Origin of the sequence: Plantactinospora sp. KLBMP9567 (assembly GCF_033446045.1) — a bacterium.
Taxonomy (GTDB): Bacteria; Actinomycetota; Actinomycetes; order Mycobacteriales; family Micromonosporaceae; genus Plantactinospora.
On sequence record NZ_JAWQRR010000021.1, the window covers coordinates 294162 to 310435 of the forward strand.

Annotated in this window: 17 protein-coding genes and 1 tRNA gene; 6 read left to right on the forward strand and 12 right to left on the reverse strand. The window is 73.1% G+C overall.

Going from position 1 to position 16274, the window contains the following annotated elements; translation table 11 throughout:
- Positions 1 to 3: 3 nt before the first annotated feature.
- Positions 4 to 93: transfer RNA gene (locus R6Y94_RS17570), tRNA-Ser, on the reverse strand.
- A 76-nt stretch (positions 94 to 169) separates the two neighbouring features.
- Here R6Y94_RS17570 and deoD point away from each other — a divergent pair.
- On the forward strand, positions 170 to 877 hold the full coding sequence (gene deoD / locus R6Y94_RS17575; RefSeq protein ID WP_318396921.1) for a purine-nucleoside phosphorylase: 708 nt from the start codon (positions 170 to 172) through the stop codon (positions 875 to 877).
- Positions 878 to 940: 63 nt separating this feature from the next.
- Here deoD and R6Y94_RS17580 read toward each other — a convergent pair whose 3' ends face one another.
- From R6Y94_RS17580 to R6Y94_RS17595, 4 genes are all read right to left on the reverse strand, one after another.
- A complete protein-coding gene (locus tag R6Y94_RS17580; RefSeq protein ID WP_318396922.1) occupies positions 941 to 2164 on the reverse strand; it encodes an ABC transporter permease in 1224 nt (407 codons plus the stop codon).
- Complete coding sequence (locus R6Y94_RS17585) at positions 2164 to 2880, reverse strand: ABC transporter ATP-binding protein (protein WP_318396970.1); 717 nt, start codon at positions 2878 to 2880, stop codon at positions 2164 to 2166. The genes R6Y94_RS17580 and R6Y94_RS17585 overlap by 1 nt, the downstream gene beginning before the upstream one ends.
- Positions 2881 to 2942: 62 nt before the next feature.
- A complete protein-coding gene (locus R6Y94_RS17590; RefSeq protein WP_318396923.1) occupies positions 2943 to 4139 on the reverse strand; it encodes an efflux RND transporter periplasmic adaptor subunit in 1197 nt (398 codons plus the stop codon).
- Complete coding sequence (locus R6Y94_RS17595) at positions 4136 to 4678, reverse strand: hypothetical protein (protein ID WP_318396924.1); 543 nt, start codon at positions 4676 to 4678, stop codon at positions 4136 to 4138. The genes R6Y94_RS17590 and R6Y94_RS17595 overlap by 4 nt, the downstream gene beginning before the upstream one ends.
- 131 nt (positions 4679 to 4809) lie before the next feature.
- Between R6Y94_RS17595 and R6Y94_RS17600 the strand changes: the two genes are divergently transcribed.
- Complete coding sequence (locus tag R6Y94_RS17600; protein WP_318396925.1) at positions 4810 to 5466, forward strand: response regulator transcription factor; 657 nt, start codon at positions 4810 to 4812, stop codon at positions 5464 to 5466.
- On the forward strand, positions 5463 to 6737 hold the full coding sequence (locus R6Y94_RS17605; protein ID WP_318396926.1) for a HAMP domain-containing sensor histidine kinase: 1275 nt from the start codon (positions 5463 to 5465) through the stop codon (positions 6735 to 6737). The genes R6Y94_RS17600 and R6Y94_RS17605 overlap by 4 nt, the downstream gene beginning before the upstream one ends.
- Before the next feature lie 95 nt (positions 6738 to 6832).
- Here R6Y94_RS17605 and R6Y94_RS17610 read toward each other — a convergent pair whose 3' ends face one another.
- The 4 genes from R6Y94_RS17610 to R6Y94_RS17625 all read right to left on the reverse strand — a co-directional run bounded on the left by R6Y94_RS17610 (position 6833) and on the right by R6Y94_RS17625 (position 8981).
- Positions 6833 to 7306: a nucleoside deaminase gene (locus tag R6Y94_RS17610; protein ID WP_318396927.1), complete on the reverse strand. Its 474-nt coding sequence runs from the start codon at positions 7304 to 7306 to the stop codon at positions 6833 to 6835.
- 74 nt (positions 7307 to 7380) lie between these two features.
- Positions 7381 to 7917 (reverse strand): tRNA adenosine deaminase-associated protein, encoded by a 537-nt coding sequence (locus R6Y94_RS17615; protein ID WP_318396928.1) that lies wholly within the window; start codon positions 7915 to 7917, stop codon positions 7381 to 7383.
- A gap of 176 nt (positions 7918 to 8093) precedes the next feature.
- Complete coding sequence (locus R6Y94_RS17620; protein WP_318396929.1) at positions 8094 to 8261, reverse strand: hypothetical protein; 168 nt, start codon at positions 8259 to 8261, stop codon at positions 8094 to 8096.
- Between the two features lie 183 nt (positions 8262 to 8444).
- Positions 8445 to 8981: a hypothetical protein gene (locus R6Y94_RS17625; RefSeq protein ID WP_412102787.1), complete on the reverse strand. Its 537-nt coding sequence runs from the start codon at positions 8979 to 8981 to the stop codon at positions 8445 to 8447.
- Between the two features lie 336 nt (positions 8982 to 9317).
- Between R6Y94_RS17625 and R6Y94_RS17630 the strand changes: the two genes are divergently transcribed.
- Complete coding sequence (locus R6Y94_RS17630) at positions 9318 to 9962, forward strand: M23 family metallopeptidase (protein WP_412102795.1); 645 nt, start codon at positions 9318 to 9320, stop codon at positions 9960 to 9962.
- A gap of 28 nt (positions 9963 to 9990) precedes the next feature.
- Complete coding sequence (locus tag R6Y94_RS17635; protein ID WP_318396931.1) at positions 9991 to 10995, forward strand: prephenate dehydrogenase; 1005 nt, start codon at positions 9991 to 9993, stop codon at positions 10993 to 10995.
- Here R6Y94_RS17635 and mtnA read toward each other — a convergent pair.
- Entirely contained in the window at positions 10967 to 11962 is a 996-nt protein-coding gene (gene mtnA, locus R6Y94_RS17640) for an S-methyl-5-thioribose-1-phosphate isomerase (protein WP_318396932.1), read from the reverse strand. The two genes, R6Y94_RS17635 and mtnA, sit on opposite strands and share 29 nt — an antisense overlap.
- 72 nt (positions 11963 to 12034) lie before the next feature.
- Positions 12035 to 13882 carry a M48 family metallopeptidase gene (locus tag R6Y94_RS17645; protein ID WP_318396933.1) on the reverse strand — a complete coding sequence of 616 codons (1848 nt, stop codon included), beginning with the start codon at positions 13880 to 13882 and terminating at the stop codon, positions 12035 to 12037.
- A gap of 316 nt (positions 13883 to 14198) precedes the next feature.
- Between R6Y94_RS17645 and R6Y94_RS17650 the strand changes: the two genes are divergently transcribed.
- Positions 14199 to 15272, forward strand: coding sequence for a PHP domain-containing protein (locus tag R6Y94_RS17650; RefSeq protein WP_318396934.1), 1074 nt, complete (start codon positions 14199 to 14201; stop codon positions 15270 to 15272).
- Here the strand turns inward: R6Y94_RS17650 and R6Y94_RS17655 are convergent.
- Complete coding sequence (locus tag R6Y94_RS17655; protein WP_412102788.1) at positions 15258 to 16262, reverse strand: DMT family transporter; 1005 nt, start codon at positions 16260 to 16262, stop codon at positions 15258 to 15260. The two genes, R6Y94_RS17650 and R6Y94_RS17655, sit on opposite strands and share 15 nt — an antisense overlap.
- Positions 16263 to 16274: the final 12 nt, after the last annotated feature.

Below are 16274 nucleotides of genomic sequence, written 5' to 3' on the forward strand. Positions count from 1 at the left end.
CAGTGGCGGTGGCGGCGGGATTTGAACCCGCGGAGGGCGTAAACCCTCACACGCTTTCGAGGCGTGCTCCTTAGGCCACTCGGACACACCACCGCCGAGAAGGGTACCCGACGCACCGGGGCGACGTCGCGGCGGTATCGGCCGGGGCGACCTGGCAGGATCACCTCACATGAGTACGCACATTGGCGCCAAGCCCGGTGAGATCGCCGAGCGGGTCCTGCTGCCGGGCGACCCGCTGCGGGCCAAGTGGATCGCGGAGACCTACCTCGAGGACGCCAAGTGCTACTCGACGGTGCGCGGCATGCTCGGCTTCACCGGCCGCTGGTCCGGCACCGAGGTCTCGATCCAGGGCTCCGGCATGGGCATGCCGTCCGCCTCCATCTACGCGCACGAGCTGATCAACGAGTACGGGGTACGGTCGCTGATCCGGGTCGGCTCGTGCGGGGCCCTCAGCGAGGACCTCCAGCTCCGGGACGTGATCGCGGCAAGCGGCTCGTCGACCGACTCGAACATGAACCGGATGCGGTTCGACGGGTTGATCGACTACGCCCCGGTCGCCGACTTCGGGCTGCTGCGTACCTCGGTCGACGTGGCGCAGCGGCGTGGCATCGCGATGCGGGTCGGCCCGATCCTGGCCACTGACGCCTTCTACACCGACCGTCCGGGCCTCTACGACACCCTTGCCGACTACGGCGTACTGGCGGTGGAGATGGAGTCGGCGGCGCTCTACACGATCGCGGCCCGGTTCAAGGCGCGGGCGTTGACGCTGCTGACCGTCAGCGACCACATCAAGCGGGGCGAGCAGACCACCGCCCAGGAGCGCGAGCAGACCTTCAGCCAGATGGTCGAGATCGCCCTCGACACCGTCGTCGCCTGACGGAGACGACGCGACCGGGTCAGGAGTACAGCAAAAGCCCGTACCCCTGACCCGGTCGCCTCCTCACGGCGTGGCGAGCGCCTCGGTCGGGGCCAGCCGGGCGGCCCGGATCGCCGGGTAGAGCCCGGCGAAGGCGCCGATCAGCAGGGTCGCACCGACCCCGCCGACCATCGCCCAGCTCGGTACCACCGTCGGCCAGTCCCGGGACAGGGCGTAGCCCGAGGTCACCCCGATGCCGATCAGCACTCCGCCGACTCCGCCGAGGGCGGAGAGCAGCAACGACTCGGCGAGGAACTGGGTGCGTACCTGGCCCCGGGTCGCGCCGAGCGAGCGGCGCAACCCGATCTCGGCCCGCCGTTCGAGCACCGAGATCACCATGGTGTTGGCGACTCCCACCCCGCCGACCAGCAGCGCAACCGCGCCGAGCCCGAGCAGCAGCCCGGTGAACGCCTCGTCGGTGGCCTGCTGCGCCTCCAGCGCGTCGGACGGCCGGGACACCTTGACCTCGTTCGGCGCCTCCGGGTTTGCGGTGGCGCCGAGTACCGTCTGCACCGCCTCGACCGACTGCTCGGCCGAGCGGGTGTAGACGGTGGTCGGGTGCCCGTCGAAGCCCAGGTACGACGCGGCCGCCTCCCAGCCGACCAGCGCGGAGAGGTCCAGCTCCGGCGCCAGCGGCACCGGTGCCAGGATCCCGACCACGGTGAACCACCGACTGCCGAGATAGACCTGTACCTCCGGTCCGGCGCTGCCGAGCCCGAGCCGTTCCGCCGCGGTCGCCCCGAGTACCACGGCCGGATAGCGCGCCGTCGCCCCGTTCAGCCAGGTACCGCTGGCCATGCTCGCGCCGACCGTGTCGATCAGGTCCAGCCGGGCCGCGCGGGCGGCGATTCCGCCGCTCTCCACCTCGGGGATCTGGTCCGAGCGGTACACCCGGGCCTCGGAGAGCTGCCCGGTGGCGGAGACCTGTTCGACCGGGCCGATCCGGCCGATCATCGCCACCGACTCCTCCGGCAACTGGGCCGCGTCACCGAACATGGTGTTGCCGGGCGCGACGGTCAGCAGGTTGGTGCCGAGCGAGTCGAGCATCCGGTCCAGTTCCGCCCGGGACGATGACGAGATGCCGACCACCGCGACCATCGCGGCGATGCCGATCGCGATGCCGAGCGCGGAGAGGAACGCCCGCAGCGGCCGGGTACGCAGCCCGACGCCGCCGACCCGGAGGATGTCGCGGGGCCGCATCCGGGCCGGTACCAGCCGGGTGCGTGCCCCTCCGTTCGCCCCGGCCATCAGCCGACCCCGTTCGATGCGATCGGCGCGAGGCCACCGCTGGCGGCCCCACGGACGGCGGCGCTGTCCGACAGCACCAGGCCGTCGCGCATCTGCACCTGCCGGGGCAGGCTCGCCGCGATCTCCCGGTCGTGCGTGATCACCACCACCGTGGTTCCGGCGGCGTTCAGCTCACGCAGCAGCGCCAGCACCCCGGCCCCGGACGTCGAGTCGAGGTTGCCGGTCGGCTCGTCGGCCAGCAGCAGCGCCGGGTTTCCCACCACGGCCCGGGCGATCGCCACCCGCTGCCGTTCGCCGCCGGAGAGTTCGTGCGGCCGGTGGTCGAGCCGGTGCCCCAGCCCGACCCGGACCAGCGCGGCCTCTGCGCGCCGCCGCCGCTCCCCCAGGGGTACGCCGGCGTAGAGCAGCCCGTCCGCCACGTTGTCCAGCACCGGTACGCCGGGCGCGAGGTGGAACTGCTGGAACACGAACCCGATCCGGGACGACCGCAACGCGGAGAGCTGCCGGTCCGACAGCTTCGCCACGTCGTACCCGTCGATGTGCACGGTGCCGGTCGACGGCCGGTCGAGGGTGCCGATCAGGTGCAGCATGGTGGACTTGCCGGAGCCGGAGGGCCCGACGATCGCCACCAGTTCGCCCGGCCGGACGGCCAGGGTGACGCCACCGAGTGCGGTAACGCCGCCCGGATAGACCTTCGTGACCCGGTCGAGCACCACGACCCCGTCGGTGCCGGCCGGTGGATCGGCGAGCGCGGTACCGGACGCCGCCCGGTCCCGGCTCACTTCGGCATCCCCACGGTCGCCCCCTCGACCAGCCCGTCGCCGGTCACCTCCACCCGGCCGGAGGCGAACATCCCGGTCTGCACCGCCACGATCCGGGTCGCGTCGCCCTCGACGACCTCGACGCCGTAGCCGCCCTCGGCGAGGGCGAGCAACGCGGCGACCGGAACGGTGAGCACGTTCTCCCGCTGGGCTGCGGTGAAGGCCACGTCGACCGAGGCGCTGTCGAACCCGGCCAACGCCTTCGGGTCGGCGGCGGTGACGGTCACCTCGATCTTGGTCTCCGGCTCACCCTGTGCGCCGTTGGCGCCCGTACCGGTCTCGATGATCGTCTCGGTGGCGGCGATGGTGCCGGCCGCCTCCTTGCCGTCCGGCAGCGTCACCGTGACCTTGGCGCCCCGCTTGGCCAGCCGCTGGTCGTCCACGTCCAGCGAGACGGTGACCACCCGGGAGGTACCGCTGTAGCTGAGCACCCCGCCGCCGGGCTGCACCGCGTCGCCGACCTCGGCCTCGGTGCTGTCCACCCGGACCTCGCCGGTGGCGTAGACGACCTGGCCCAGCTCGACCCGGCCGGTCTCGTCGAGGCCGAGGTCCTCCTGCCACTCCTGCACCGCCTCGGCCGTGGCCGAGGTGTACTCGTCGTCGACGGTGAACCCGTCGTAGCCGAGCGCGCTCAGGTTCTTCTCGAACTGCTCGACGTCGTCGCCGCTGTCACCGGAGCGCAGCGTCCGGTACGCCGGCAGCCCGCCGTAGAGCAGCACGACCTTCTGGTTGTCGACCGAGTAGAGCGGCTTGCCCCGGGTGACCCGGGTACCGGCGGCGGCGATCGAGGTGATCGTGCCGCCCTTCCGGACCGCCACGGTACGGGTCTCGCCGTACCCCAGTTCGCCGTCGGCGGTCTCCGAGTCGACCAGCGTCTGCCGGGTGACCTGGGCGTTCGCCGGTGGCAGATTGCTGGCGGTGGCCGTACCCGGATCGTCACCGCCGAAGCCGACGGCGGCGGCGACTCCGGCGGCGACCGCCAGCGCGGCGGTGGTCACCGCCGCCACCGCCCGGCCCCGACCGCCCCGGCGTCGCCGCCCCGACCGGCTCCCGGCCGCCGGAACCGCCCCCGTGGCGTCGCCCGGTCCGGCGGTGGCCGGAGCCGGCCCGTCCGGGGACGGGCCGGTCTCGGTCACGGAGGCGCCCGCCGTCATTCGCCACCACCTCGGATCCGGACCGGGAACTCGCCCCGGCACTTCTCCATGGCCGCCTGGAACGTCGGATCGTCCCGCTTGATCCCAATGCCCTGGTTGAACTGGATGCTGCCGTCCGGCTGCGGGTCCGGGAAGTTCGGCACACCGTTCTCCCGCATGCACTTCGCCATCTTGCGCAACTGCTCGACCTGCTCCGGGTTGAGCTGGAGCTGACCTCCGTTGGGCAGCAGGTGGCGACACTTCTCCATCGCCGCCTGCGTCTTGGCCGGATCGTCACCGGGGTTCCGCTGTACCCGGATCCCGCCCTGACCCGGCTCCGGGTCCGGCATCTCCACCCCGTTCTCCCGCATGCACTTGGCAAACTCCAGGCGGCGGTCCTCGTCGCTCAGCGCGGCGGCACTGGCACTGGCGGTAGGTCCGGCTCCGGCGCCGCCCTGGGCGGTGGCCACCCCCGGCCCCTCGTCGGCCTTGGCGCAGCCGGTGAGCACCAGGCCGAGGACGGGGAGGGCCAGCCAGATGCCCGACATTCGTCGGCGCATGGCACAACTCCTTCCGTGGGCCGGCGCGGTTCGCCGGCCGATACGGACAAAGTCAAGCCGGCGGCACGTATCCGGGGCGTAACCGTCGACGTTTACGGCGGGGTTATCCACGACCGAGTCACCATGGACCGGTGCGGGTACTGGTGGTCGAGGACGAGAAGCTGTTGGCGGACGCCGTCGCCGAGTGGTTGCGCCGGGAGGCGTTCGCGGTCGACGTCGCGTACGACGGCGACGCGGCCCTGGAGCGGCTCGGCGTCAACGACTACGACGTGGTGGTGCTGGACCGGGACCTGCCGGTGGTGCACGGCGACGACGTGTGCCGGGCGATCGTGGAGGGCGGGGGCGGAACCCGGGTGCTGATGCTCACCGCCGCGGCCGCGGTCCGGGACCGGGTGGCCGGGCTGGCTCTGGGCGCCGACGACTACCTGATCAAGCCGTTCGCGCTGGTCGAACTCTCCGCCCGGGTACACGCGCTGACCCGGCGGGCCCGGCCGGCCGCGCCACCGAAGCTGAGCCGGGCCGGCCTGGTGGTCGACCCGGCCCGGCACGAGGTCTACCGTGACGGCCGGTACGTCGCGCTCTCCCGCAAGGAGTTCGCGGTGCTGGCCGAGCTGATGCGGGCCGGCGGTGCGGTGGTCTCCGCCGAGGAGCTGCTGGAGCGGGCCTGGGACGAGCACATCGACCCGTTCACCAACGTGGTCCGGGTGACCGTGATGAAGCTGCGCCGCAAGCTCGGCGATCCGCAGATCGTCGAGACCGTGCCGGGAGTGGGGTATCAGATCCGGTGAAACGACTGACGATTCGGGCCCGCCTGACCCTGGTGTACGGCGGCCTCTTCCTGCTCGCCGGGCTGGTGCTGCTCGCCGTCACCTACGTACTGGTCGAACAGCGGATGCCCGCCACCTTCGGCGTGGCGCTGAACCGGTCACCGGGTACGAATCCCGGCCGGATGCTCAACCCGGAAAACGCCGAAGAACTCCGGATCTTCGCGCGGCAGGTCCAGGACGAGGCCCGGGAGAACGCGCTGGAGACCCTGCTCACCCAGGGCGGCATCGCGCTCGCCGTGGTCTCGGCGACCGCCCTCGCCTTCGGCTGGCTGATCGCCGGCCGGGCGCTGCAACCGCTGCACCAGATCACCGGTACCGCCCGGCGGATCGCCGGAGCCGGCACCGCCGGTCGCGGACTGCACGAGCGGATCGCGCTGGACGGCCCGCGGGACGAGGTCAAGGAACTCGCCGACACCTTCGACCTGATGCTGGAACGGCTGGACCAGTCCTTCGACGGGCAGCGGCGGTTCGTCGCCAACGCCTCGCACGAGCTGCGTACGCCGCTGGCGCTGAACCGGTCCCTGCTGGAACTGGCGGTCACCCGGCCCGGCGCCCCGGCCGAGTTGCAGCAACTCGGTGAGACGCTGCTGGCGGTCAACGAGCGGCACGAACGGCTGATCGACGGGCTGCTCACCCTGGCCGACTCGGAACAGCAGGTGGTGGACCGGACCCCGATCGACCTGGCCGAGGTGGTCGGGCACGTCGCCGAGCAGATGCGTACGGAGCTGCCGGTGCACCGGCAGCTGGCTCCGGCGCCTACCGTCGGGGACCCGGTACTGCTGGAGCGGCTGACCCAGAACCTGCTGGAGAACGCGCTGCGGCACAACGTCCCGACCGGCGGCCAGGTCTGGATCAACACCGCCACGGTCGACGGCTGGGCGACCCTGGTGGTGGCGAACACCGGGCCGGTGGTGCCGGGTTACGAGGTCGAGACGATGTTCCAGCCGTTCCGGCGGCTGCGCCAGGAGCGGGTCGGCGGCGGCCGCGGGTTCGGTCTCGGGCTGTCGATCGTCCGGGCGATCGCCACCGCGCACGGCGGTTCGGTCCGGGCCGAGCCCCGGCACGGGGGTGGGCTGGTCGTCACGGTCCTGCTGCCGACCGAGACCCCGGTCCAGGCTCTCCCGGAGTACGCCACACCGGCGGTTGCGGCCGCGACCCTCGCGCCCTACCCCGGCCTGCCCGCCGGCGCCCCCGCTCCGGCGGCCGGTCACGCCTGGAGAATGCCCGGCTGATCCGCTGGCCGTTGCGGTGACGCGAGAGTTATCCACAAGCGTTTCGAGTTATCCACAGGGTGTGCACAACCCCGGCCAAAGCTGTGGAGGACCCGTCAGCGGAAAAAGGCCCGGAGCGCGGCGGCGCACTCGGCCTCCAGGACCCCCCCGTACACCTCGGGGCGGTGGTTGAGCCGCCGGTCGCGTACGACGTCCCAGAGCGAACCCACCGCACCGGTCTTCGGCTCCCAGGCGCCGAAGACGAGCGTGGAGATCCGGGCGAGTACCAGCGCACCGGCGCACATCGTGCACGGTTCCAGGGTCACCACCAGGGTGCAGCCGGTCAGCCGCCACGCGCCGACGGCCCGGGCGGCCCGGCGCAACGCCAGGACCTCGGCGTGTGCGGTGGGGTCTCCGGTCAGCTCACGCTCGTTGCGGGCGCTCGACAGCTCCGTACCGTCGGGACCGTAGACCACCGCTCCGACCGGGACGTCCCCGGCCAGCGCCTCGACGGCCGCCGCTGCCGCCCGGCCGGTCGTCGCAGGGGCCGGGCCGGGCGGGACGCCGGAGACCTCGAGCGCCCGTCGCATCCACGCCTCGTGCCGGTGTCGACGCCCGGTCAGCGGCAGGCTTGATTCGTCCGGAGGTCGACCCGTTGACCCGGTCACGCCTCGCGGAGTTCCTCGACCTCGTTGCCACAGCCGATGATCTGGCAGGCCTCCGCCGTCACGTCGGCCGGCAGCATCCCCTCGTGCGCGCAGAGTGCGAGCAGGCGATGGGCCGAGATGCCGAGGTCGGCGAGGAGGTCGGCATCGCCCACCGGATCGGCGTCCGGATCGACGGCCGGTTCGTTCTCGTCGTCGTCATCGGCCGACCCGGCCGCGCGCTCCACCGGCTCGACCACGTCGTCGATGCCGAGGGCCGGGGCCTTGATGTCGCCGACCAGCAGGGCACCGAGCCGCGACTCCTCGGCGAATGCCGAGTCCGAACCGAAGACCCGCAGGTCCTCGCCCTCGTCGAGACGCATGATCGCCAGGTAGGCGTCGTCGGACTCGACGAAGAGCAGGGAGATCTCGGCGTCCTGGTCGACGTCGCGGAGCAGGTCGGCGACCTCGTCGATGTCGGCCGCACCATTCAGGTCAACTTCTGTCGCGGTCCAGCCGGACGGGCGGCGCACCACCGCCGCAGCGAAGTACGACACGGTCCCCCCAATTACCCAGCGGCCCCCAGCCGCATCACGCCGACTGCACGGTGCCCAGCCGGCTCTCTGTCACGCGTGACGGTATCCGGTCGGATCCGGCAGAGCCCACGCAACGCCCCGAAGGAGGGACGGGAATCGAAGTGGACGAGGCTGCCGATCAGTCGCCAGGGCGGCGATCAGCTCGCCAGGCGGCGGCGGGTGGCGATCAGCTCGCGCAGGCGGTCAACGCGGGCACGTCGGGGATGTTCGCGCTCCCGCACCGACTTCGCCCCGGCGAGTTCGGCAAGGAGCTGCAACCTACGACGGCTGCGGTCAGGGTCGAGCCGATGCTCTGTCCAGGCCATACCGCCGAGGGTGCCGAGTCGCGCCCGATTCGTCAAGGCCGATAGCGGTGTGCAGCGATCACCTCACTCAGCGCGGCTGTCCCGAACGATTCTCGGAGACTCCGGTGACTCCCCCGCACCGGCCCCGAACTGCGGCGGGGGCCGTATGGATCATCCGGAACGGGACAGCGGGGTGGCGGGCGGTTACCACAACGGCCAGTCGGCGCTGCTGTACCAGCGGGTCGCAACGGCCACCGCGGCGATGGCCCAGCCCACCCCGGTGGCCAGGGCGATGCCCGCGCCGGCTCCCCGGTTGCCCCGCTCGGTCAACAGCAGCGCGACGAGCCAGGCCAGTCCGCCGGCCAGCAGCGTCCAGAGCACGTATCCGCGCAGGCCGTGTCCGAGCAGGCCGAAGGCGACCAGCCAGGCGGCGGTCGAGGCCGCGCCCGCGGCGACGGCTCCGGGGCGTACCGGATGGGGTTCCCGGTAGGTCGGCTGGGCGTGCACGGGTGGCGGGCTGGCCGGAAACAGGCCGGACGGGCTGTGCCCGAAGGGTCGGGGCTGCCAGACCGGCCGGGGCTCGACGGCGGGCGGTGGCAGGGCGGGGTGCGGCATGCCGGGCCGGGCCGGCGCGCCGAACTGGAGCACACCCGGCTGGGTCGGCGTACCGGGCTGGCCGGACTGCTGTAGCCCGGGGTGCGGTACGCCGGACCGGGGTTGCAGAGCCGGCTGTTCCGCCATGACCCCGCTCCTCTCCACCCACACGTGCGCGCACCCGCCCCCGGGTACGCCACCCGATCCGGACGGTCCACCCGGTTCGCAGCCTACCCGGCGGAGGCCGGCGACCGACCGGATCGCGACGGCCCCGACCGGATCGCGACGGGCCCGACCGCCGGGCCGGCAAGGTTCGAGCCGGTCTGCCACTATGGCCGGATGCCATGGGGAGGATCAGCGCGACGGGGCCGGCCCGGCCGGCGTCCGGGGTACCCGGTCGCCGCCCTGCTGGTGACGCTGGCGGCGCTCGCCGCCGGCTGCGCCGACACACGGCAGCCGACCGGCGCACCGGCCTTCGAGCCGATGGACGGCCCGGTCACGAGCGCGGCCGCCGACGGTACGCCGACCGCCGCGCCGACGCCGACCGTCAGCGCGAAGCCGAGCAGGTCGCCGTCGAAGAAGCCCGGCACCCCGCCGCCGACGACCACCGGCAGCCACACATACGCCTTCCCGGTGCGGACGAGCAACGTCGCCTACCACCCGACCCACTCGGCGTACCCGGCCACCGACATCTTCGCCAACTGCGGCTCGCCGGTGGTCGCAGTCACGGACGGCCGGATCCTTGAGGTGAGCCGGGTCGACCGGTACAGCAAGAGCGGGCCGCAGGGGCCCAACAACGGCGGCAAGGCGGTCTCGCTGCTCGGTGACGACGGGGTCCGCTACTACGGCTCGCACCTGACCAACGTCAGCGGCGGGATCGAGGCGGGCGCCCGGGTGCGTGCGGGCCAGCAGGTCGGCACGGTCGGCCGGACCGGCAACGCCAACAACGTCTGCCACCTGCACTTCGGCATCTCGCCGCCGTGTGAGAAGACCGCCGACTGGTGGATCCGGCGCGGCGTGGTCTGGCCGGCGTCGTTCCTGGACGCCTGGCGCAAGAAGCGGAACACCTCACCGGCCGCCAAGGTCAGGGATTGGCGCGCCGACAACGGCTGCCCGAAGGCGCCGTAGCCCCGGCCGGTGTGCGAGAGTTCCGGTCGTGGACGTCGCGGTGATCGGGCTCGGTCTCATCGGCGGCTCGGTGCTGCGGGCACTGGCCTCGACCGGTCATGCGGTGCTCGGCTACGACGCCGACCCCGCGACCCGGGCCACCGCCCGGACCGCCGCCGCACAGGCGCCGCCGGCGGCGCGTTGGCAGGTCGCCCGGACCGTACGCGACGCGGTGGCCGGCGCCGACCTGGTGGTGATCGCCGTACCGCTGCCGGCGGTGGCCGGAGTACTCGACGAACTCTCCGGAGCCGGCTACACCGGACTGGTCACCGATGTCACCTCGGTCAAGGAGCCGGTGCGCGTACTGGTCGACCGGCACCTGCGCGGCGGCGCCGACCGGCGGGCCGGATTCGTCGGCGGCCACCCGATGGCCGGCCGGGAAACCTCCGGATTCGGTGCCGCCGATCCGGACCTCTTCACCGGCTGCGCCTGGGTGCTCTGCCTCGAACCGGGGGCGACCCCGGTGGCCGACTGGCTGGAGCTGGCGGCCCTGCTGACCGGCATCGGCGCCCGGGTGGTGCCGGCGGTCGCCGCCGAACACGACCGGGCGGTCGCCGCGGTCAGTCACGTACCGCATCTGCTGGCCACCGCGATCGCGGCGGTCGCCGCCGACGACCCGCTGGCCGGGACCCTGGCCGCCGGCTCGTTCCGGGACGGCACCCGGGTCGCGGCGACCCGGCCGGACCTGGTCGCGGCGATGTGCGGCGGCAATGCGGCAGCGGTCGGCCCGGCGCTGGACGCGGTACTGCGGGAGCTGGACGGCGCCCGCACGGCGGTTGGCTCGGCGGACCCGATCGGTGCGCTGCGGCGCTGGCTGACGCCCGGCTCGGCGGCCCGGCTGGCCTGGCCGCCACGGCCGGGCGGCGCGGTGGAGCTGCCGGCCCGGCCCGACGCGCTGCTCCGGCTCGGCCGGGCGGGTGGCTGGGTGACCCGGGTCGCCGAGGACCGGCGTACGGTCACCGCGGTCAGACCCGCTCTCCCCGATCCAGCCTGATCACCCGCCGCTCGGTGACGATCGCCGTGACCAGTTCGTAGGGGGTCACGTCGAAGGCCGGGTTGACCGCGTCGACACCGTCCACTCCGGCCGGTCGACCGTCGCCGGCCGGCGTCCGGCCGTACGACAGCACCTCGTCGGCACCCCGGTCCTCGATCTCGACCCGCGCACCGTCGGCCGTGTCGGGGTCGACCGTCGACTCCGGCGCGACGACCACGAACGGGATGCCGGCCCGGCGGGCACCGAGCGCGTGCGCGTACGTGCCGATCTTGTTGATCACGTCGCCGTTGGCGCAGATCCGGTCGGCGCCCAGCACCACCCCGTCGACCTCGCCCCGGGCCATCAGGAACGGGCCGGCCCCGTCCACCGCGACCCGGTACGGCACCCCGGCCCGGCCCAGTTCCCAGGCGGTCAGCCGGGCCCCCTGCAACAGCGGTCGGGTCTCGCTGGCCAGTACCGCGCCGAGCGCGTCCCGCCGGTGCAGTTCCAGCACCGCCCCGAGGGCGGTACCGCCGACCACCGCCGCCAGCGCGCCGGTGTTGCAGTGCGTGAGCAGCCGGGGCCGGGCCCCGCAGAGTTCGGCCAGCAGGTCGGCGCCGAGGCGGGCCATCGCGGCCGACGCGGCGATCTCCTCGTCCCGCACCGCCAATGCCTCGGCGAGGACCGCGTCGGCGCCCTCCGGCAGCCGGGCGGCGGCCCGGCGTACGCCCCGGGCCAGGTTCACCGCCGTCGGCCGGGCGGTCTCCAGCCGGCGTACGGCGGCCGCCACGTCACCCGGCTGCGCTACGGCGAGCGCGACTCCGAGCGCACCGGCTACCCCGAGCGCCGGGGCGCCGCGTACGGCGAGCCGCTGGATCGCCGCGACCAGGTCGTCGACGGTGCTCACCCGGAGTACGGTCAGCCGACCCGGCAGGGCGGTCTGGTCGATCAGTTCGACGGCACCGTCAACCCAGTCGATCGTGCGCATGAGCGCCAGGGTACGGCGGCATTCCCGGGGCCGGCGAGCCGGTGAGCGTGCCGGCTCACCGGCCGGGAGGGGTCAGCGCTCGTCGAACGACTTCAGCGCCTCCAGCAGGGTGTCCCGACTGTTCTTCTCCAGCAGTTCGCTGCTCCACGCCTCCTGCAACGCCAGCCGGCGGCCGTCGTGCAGCAGGAGTTCGGCCTTCAGTGGCACCTGCTTGCGGATCGTGGCACCGGCGACCTCCTCGAACGGCAGGAACTGGTGCCGACCGGCCAGCTCGGCGACCGGGGCGGAGCTGACCAGTTCCCGCAGCCGCTTCGTACCCTTGTCGGCCTTGCCCGGGTTGCCGACGAAGACCAGCCCGCGGTTGAGCATCAGCACGTCGTGGTCGACGCCGTCGATTTTGATGTTGGCAAGCGCGGCGAGCAGCCGGGCGCCGTTCGCGGTGGCCCGGCGCTGCACCACCCGGCCGTGCGCCGGGTCGATGCCGAGCGCGGTCAGCCGGGCGACCGCCTCGGGCAGGGTCTGCGCCGAGATAGCCAGCTCGGCGATCTCGGCGAACGAGATCGGCCGGCCGTCCCGCCCGACCAGCTCGGCCGGCCCGGACCACGAATGCCGCCACCAGGCCGCCTGTGCGCTCGCCGCCGCGCTCTGCAACAACGCCTCCATCGGCTCGGCGAACTTGCGGGCCGCCTCCCGCCGGGTGGCGTCCGGAAAGAACTGCTCCGCGAACTCGCCGAGCCGGCCCGCCTGCACGAGCTGGAACAGCACCGGCAGCCCCGGCTCGGGCGCCCCGGTGAACCGGCCGAGCGCCCGGAAGACGGCGTCGGTCTGCCGTTGCACGCCCGCCGCGACCATCGCGTGGGTGAACTGCGGCCAGGGCAGCACCTTGCGGTCGCCGACCTCGACCATCCGGTCCTGTAGCCGGCGGCCGAGCGCGACGATGTCCGGGAGCAGCACGTACCCGGGCCGGTTGTCGGCCGGCCGGGGTACGTCGGGGGCGGTGGCGATCGCCGAGATCCGCTCCGGGATCGGCGGGTGGGTGTCCCAGCGGGACCCGGTGCCGTCCGGCTCGTTGCCGCGCAGCTCCGCCAGTTCGGTCTGGCGGGCGGCGACCAGGGCGTAGAAGCCGCCGAAGAGGTCGTCCGGGACGAACCCGGCCTCCCAGCCGGGGTGGACGTACCGCTGGAAGAAGAAGCCCCAGGCGGCGTCGAGCACGGGCAGCTCACGCAGCGCGGACGCGGCGGCGGCCCGGCCGGCGACCTGCACGGAGGCCTGGTCCGCCTCCAGTTCCTGGCGTCGCGAGGCGGCGTTGTCGACCAGCAGATAGAGCCGGGCGTAGCCCCTGAACACCCAGCCGACCGGGTTGCGGGGGCCGATCCGGCTGATGGTGCCGCCGAGGGCCAACCGGCCCCGGTACGCCACCGCGCCGAGCCGGGTGTGCCGCCCCGAGTAGTGCCCCAGCTCGTGGGCGAGTACCGAGCGGATCTGGTCGACGCTCATCGCCTGGAGCAGCGGGAGTCCGATGTAGAGGATGCGCCGGCCGCTGACCAGGCCGAGCAGTTTGGCGTCCTCGGTCACCGCGGCGTTGACCTCGGGCAGCAGCCGGATCTCGTCCGGCACCCGGGTGCCGACCACGCCCGCCAGCTCGTGCACCGTACGCCACAGCTCGGGAGCCTGGTCGGGACCGACCGGTTGCCCTTCCGGCGGCTCCGGCCTGGCCCGGATGGCCTTCCAGAGCGCGACCGAGACCGCACCGACCGTGGCCACGAAGAGTGGGAACACGAGCTTCAGTGCGATCGCGCCACTGAGTACCGTACTGAGCCAGATGGCCAGGGCCACCGCGCCGCCCAACTGGACGAGCGCGACGACGTAGAACCCGGCGAGCATCACCACCGACGCCATCGCGCGGAAAGTGGCGACCACGATTTGTCCTCCCCCGTAACGTACGTCCGCCAACCGCTGGTGCGGAGCGGCGGACGGACATTACGACGAGGCACCGACACCGGCAACCCCGTTCGGATCTGCCGCGCGGCACCGACCGGTCAGGACCGGCCGGCGAGTTCCCACGCCAATGCCGACCGCTGACTAACCTGGTCACGCACAGGACCTGGTCGACGACGCCCGGGCAGCGTGGTCCGGGAGGGCCGGGGCAGCCTGGCCGGGGATGAGCGGGCAGCCTGGTCCGGGACGAACGGGTGGAGCGGGGAGGCGACGTGACCGAGCGGACCGAGGAGACGGCATGACCGGGCGCGACCCTCTGGCCGACCTGCGTCGGATCGCCTTCCTGCTGGAACGGGCGAACGAGGCCAGCTTCCGGGTCAAGGCGTTCCGGTCGGCCGCCAAGACCCTCGCCGAGCTGCCCGCCGAGGAGCTGGCGACCCGGGCCGAGGCCGGCACCCTGACCGAACTCTCCGGGGTCGGCGACGTGACCGCGCGGACCGTCACCGAGTCGCTGCGCGGCGAGGAACCGGTCTATCTGCGCCGGTTGCTGGCCACCGAGGGGCTCGACCTGGACGAGGAGACCGCCGCGCTGCGGGCGGCGCTACGCGGCGACTGCCACACCCACTCCGACTGGTCGGACGGGGGTTCGCCGATCGAGGAGATGGCGCTCGCCGCCGTCGAGCTGGGGCACGAATACCTGGTACTGACCGACCACTCGCCCCGGCTGACCGTGGCCCGCGGGCTGACCGCCGCCCGGCTGCGCAGACAACTCGACTACGTCGCCGCGGTCAATGACGCGCTGCCGGAGGGCTTCCGGATCCTCACCGGCATCGAGGTCGACATCCTCGACGACGGCTCGCTGGACCAGGAGGAGGAGTTGCTGGCCCGGCTGGACGTGGTGGTCGGCTCGGTGCACAGCAACCTGCGGGACCCGAAGGCCCGGATGACCAGGCGGATGCTGGCGGCGATCGCCAACCCGCACCTGGACATCCTCGGGCACTGCACCGGGCGGATGGTCGCCGCCCGGCCGCCCGGGGTTACCGGTCCCGGCGACCGGGGACACCGGGCGCGTACCCGGCCGCCGAGCGACTTCGACGCCGACGCCGTCTTCGCCGCCTGCGCCGAGTACGACAAGGCCGTCGAGATCAACTCTCGCCCGGAGCGGCAGGACCCGCCGAAGCGGCTGATCCGGCTGGCCGTGGAGGCGGGCTGCCGGTTCGCCATCGACACCGACGCGCACGCACCGGGTCAGCTCGACTGGCAGCGGTTCGGCTGTGAGCGGGCCGCCCGGTGCGGCGTACCGGCGGACCGGGTCGTCAACACCTGGTCCGCCGACGCGCTGCTCGACTGGACCGGCTCACACCCGGGCTGACGGGGTCAGCTCCGGCGGCATGCCGGCCGGTACGGCGGGGCGGCGCCGCCGGCTGAACAGCCCCTGCGAGACCGCCACCCCGGCCAGCACGATCGCCGCGCCGACCGGCTGGTACCAGGCCAGGTGCTCGCCCAGCGCGAGCACCCCGATCAGCACCGCGAAGACCGGGATCACGTAGGTGACCGTCGACGCCGTGCTCGCGCCGGCCACCCGGATGTTGCGCAGGTTGATCACGAAGGCCAGGCCGGTGCCGAGCGCGCCCAGCGCCAGCACGCTGGCGATCACCTCGCCGGAGAGGCTGGTCGGTGCCGGCGGGGCACCGGCGATCAGCGGAGCGGCGATCGCGAGCTGCGCCGTCGCCATCAGCAACTGCGCCGCCGAGAGTGACAGGCCGGACTCGGTCCGACCCGCGACGAACCTCTTCTGGTACGGAATGGCCACGCCGTAACACGCCGCCGCCGCGAAACAGAGCAGTTGGCCGGTGAACTGGGCACCGCCGAGGCCCTGCCAGACGCCCAGCACCACCAGCACCCCGACGAAGCCCAGCCCGAGTCCCACCCCCCGGCGTACGGTCATCCGCTCGGTCCGGAACACCAGCACCGCCAGCGGGAGCACCACCAGTGGGGTGGTCGCGTTCCAGATGCCGGCGAGCATCGAGGAGACCCGCTGCTCGCCGTAGCCGAAGAGGGTGAACGGCAGGGCGACGCCGATCGCCGAGTAGAGCGCGGTGTGCAGCCACAGCACCGGGTCCCGGGGCAGCCGGTCGCGGAGCACCGCCAGCACGACCAACAGGGTGATCGCGCCCGCGCCGACCCGGCCGAGGGTGACGTAGACCGGGTGCATCTCCCGGATGCCGACCTTGATGAAGAGGAAGCTCGATCCCCAGATCGCGCCGAGGGCGAAGAAGCCCGGCAACCACGACTTGAGGGCGGACTTGTCAGGAGTGGTAGCGGCAGTCACCCCTGACACTCTGGGCCAGGAGTACGACATTGTCTCGCGATT

Excerpts from the sequence above, each read along its gene's own strand:
- deoD (WP_318396921.1), top strand. The coding sequence starts at position 170 with ATGAGTACGCACATTGGCGCCAAGCCCGGTGAGATCGCCGAGCGGGTC.
- R6Y94_RS17580 (WP_318396922.1), bottom strand. The coding sequence starts at position 2,164 with ATGGCCGGGGCGAACGGAGGGGCACGCACCCGGCTGGTACCGGCCCGG.
- R6Y94_RS17590 (WP_318396923.1), bottom strand. The coding sequence starts at position 4,139 with ATGACGGCGGGCGCCTCCGTGACCGAGACCGGCCCGTCCCCGGACGGG.
- R6Y94_RS17595 (WP_318396924.1), bottom strand. The coding sequence starts at position 4,678 with ATGCGCCGACGAATGTCGGGCATCTGGCTGGCCCTCCCCGTCCTCGGC.
- R6Y94_RS17610 (WP_318396927.1), bottom strand. The coding sequence starts at position 7,306 with ATGCGACGGGCGCTCGAGGTCTCCGGCGTCCCGCCCGGCCCGGCCCCT.
- R6Y94_RS17620 (WP_318396929.1), bottom strand. The coding sequence starts at position 8,261 with ATGGCCTGGACAGAGCATCGGCTCGACCCTGACCGCAGCCGTCGTAGG.
- R6Y94_RS17625 (WP_412102787.1), bottom strand. The coding sequence starts at position 8,981 with ATGGCGGAACAGCCGGCTCTGCAACCCCGGTCCGGCGTACCGCACCCC.
- R6Y94_RS17630 (WP_412102795.1), top strand. The coding sequence starts at position 9,318 with ATGGACGGCCCGGTCACGAGCGCGGCCGCCGACGGTACGCCGACCGCC.
- mtnA (WP_318396932.1), bottom strand. The coding sequence starts at position 11,962 with ATGCGCACGATCGACTGGGTTGACGGTGCCGTCGAACTGATCGACCAG.
- R6Y94_RS17650 (WP_318396934.1), top strand. The coding sequence starts at position 14,199 with ATGACCGGGCGCGACCCTCTGGCCGACCTGCGTCGGATCGCCTTCCTG.
- R6Y94_RS17655 (WP_412102788.1), bottom strand. The coding sequence starts at position 16,262 with ATGTCGTACTCCTGGCCCAGAGTGTCAGGGGTGACTGCCGCTACCACT.